The organism is Vibrio sp. Vb0888, from assembly GCF_033338835.1.
GTDB classification, from domain to species: domain Bacteria; phylum Pseudomonadota; class Gammaproteobacteria; order Enterobacterales; family Vibrionaceae; genus Vibrio; species Vibrio alginolyticus.
On the sequence record NZ_JAWOTL010000050.1, the window covers coordinates 1 to 2,321 of the forward strand.

At 44.1% G+C, this 2,321-nt stretch carries 1 protein-coding gene and 1 tRNA gene; one reads left to right on the top strand and one right to left on the bottom strand.

Annotation, left to right across the window (positions count from 1 at the left end; all coding sequences use genetic code 11):
- The first annotated feature begins 1 nt into the window (after position 1).
- Positions 2-77 (top strand) — tRNA-Asn (locus R7P72_RS23610).
- Positions 78-323: 246 nt separating this feature from the next.
- Here R7P72_RS23610 and R7P72_RS23615 read toward each other — a convergent pair.
- Positions 324-1,760 carry an NAD-dependent succinate-semialdehyde dehydrogenase gene (locus R7P72_RS23615; RefSeq protein ID WP_081007970.1) on the bottom strand — a complete coding sequence of 479 codons (1,437 nt, stop codon included), beginning with the start codon at positions 1,758-1,760 and terminating at the stop codon, positions 324-326.
- Between the last annotated feature and the right edge of the window lie 561 nt (positions 1,761-2,321).

Sequence of the window (2,321 nt, forward strand, 5' to 3'; positions counted from 1 at the left end):
TTCCTCCTTAGCTCAGTTGGTAGAGCGACGGACTGTTAATCCGCAGGTCGCTGGTTCGAGCCCAGCAGGAGGAGCCATATTAGAAGAAGCCGCATCACTTGATGCGGCTTTTTTGTATTAGTTTAAAGCTAAGCTCTCTCCTACTACCCACGAAATAACATAAGCGCTTTGATTATTAAAAACCGCTTACCGCAAGCTAACTATCGACTCACTAAGTAACCAGAAAATATTAACCACAAACGCGCGTGGCAAATGGTGTATCTTTCAACTAAAAAAAGCCAGGTAAAAACCTAGCTTTTTAATTCAATCGGCCATCTCTGAAATCAGCTTAAACCACCAAGACAAATATACTTTGTCTCCAGATATTCATCGAGTCCTTGCTTAGCACCTTCCCGTCCAACACCCGACTCTTTAACTCCACCAAATGGAGCCACTTCAGTAGAGATGATCCCTTCATTAACTCCAACCATGCCGTACTCTAAACCTTCACTAAAAGCCATAATACGCTTCAAGCTATTCGTATAGAAATAGCAAGCCAAACCATATTCTGTATCGTTCGCCATTTCGAGAACTTGATAATCATTTTCAAAGGTAACAATAGGCAACACAGGCCCGAATAGCTCTTGCTGAACAATCGACATATTCTGCGTCACACTATCCAAAAGAACGGGCTCCATAAAGCGACCAGGCCGTCTCTGTGGAGAGTTAGCAATAGAGGCTCCTTCTTGTACAGCTTGATCGATCACCGCCTCTAGTCGATGCTTAGAGGCCATCGTAATAACAGGACCTAATGTGACACCTTTCTCTAAACCATTTCCAAGCTTTAATTTGCTTAACTTCGACAATACTTTATCAATAAAAGCTTGTTTTACATTTTTATGAACATATAGCCGATTGGTACAAACACATGTTTGCCCTGCATTACGGAACTTCGACGCGACAAGCCCTTCCGCAGCCTCATCTAAGTCTGCATCTTCAAACACGATGAAAGGCGCATTACCACCCAACTCCATCGACACCGCCTTGACTGAATCACTGGCTTGCTTCATCAAAATTTTCCCAACGCGCGTAGACCCCGTAAAAGAGATCTTCTGAATCCTAGGATCAGTACTTAGTACTTGACCAAACTCAGCAGCCTGCTCCGACACCACGACAGAAAGCAGTTCTTTAGGGATACCAGCCTGATAAGCTAATTCAACAACAGCAATTGCAGTGAGAGGGGTAAGCTCTGATGGCTTGATCAACATGCCACAACCTGCCGCTAGGGCTGGTGCTGCTTTTCTTGTAATCATCGCAATAGGGAAGTTCCAAGGTGTAATTGCAGCGCATACTCCCACAGGCTGGCGAATTGCAGATAGACGTCTATCTGTCGTGGGGGCAGGAATAACTTCGCCATAAGCACGTTTTGCTTCTTCTGAGAACCACTCGACAAAAGAGGCACCATACATCACTTCCCCTTTGCTCTCAGCTAAAGGTTTACCCTGCTCTAAGGTAATAATCGTGGCTATGTCTTCTGCATTATCAAGAAGTAGTTGATACCACCCCCTCAAACGACGAGAGCGCTCTTTGGCACTTAATTTAGCCCAACGGACTTGCTCCGTTTTGCACTGACCAATGAGATCATCTAACTCATCAAGAGTACTAGGCTTTAACCGAATTAACTCTTGCTCAGTTGCAGGGTTGATGACCACAATTCCCTCTTCGGAAGACCATTGCTTAAATACAGATTTCAGCGTTTCATTTTTTATTTGTTGCATCATCAAACATACTCCTCAAGAACTCCTCTTAGGTTAATCGCTACTAGCAAGTTCAGCAAAGAAAACAAAGTTTTCTAAAAGGCATTAATTTTCGGAAGACTTAGATCTCTTCCTCACTATATTTCGGGAAATTGCGTAATCCACGCAACGACGGTCCCGCTCTAAACATGGAAGCAATGAATGTTTGAGAAATAAGATGTAGAAAATTATTGTTTAAGAGAGACGCTAACAAAACGCGCAGTGAGGAAGACTATTCATTCTACTACGGTTGAGGGCGAGTGTTATAAAGACTCATTGTTCAAATGACCAATCTTTCAACGAGGACATAATACAAACTCGGAGTAATTGGAAGTGCAGGCAGCAGGCCCATCTTCCTGAGAAATTCATGTGCCAAAAGGGTAAAGAAAGTCGTATTGTCTCGCCTTCAATGTGTAAATGCATTTCTAGGGGACACGACCAAACGAAAAAGCCCCAGTCTTTCGACTGGGGCTTAATATAAGTGGCGGAGTGGACGGGACTCGAACCCGCGACCCCCGGCGTGACAGGCCGGTATTCTAACCAACT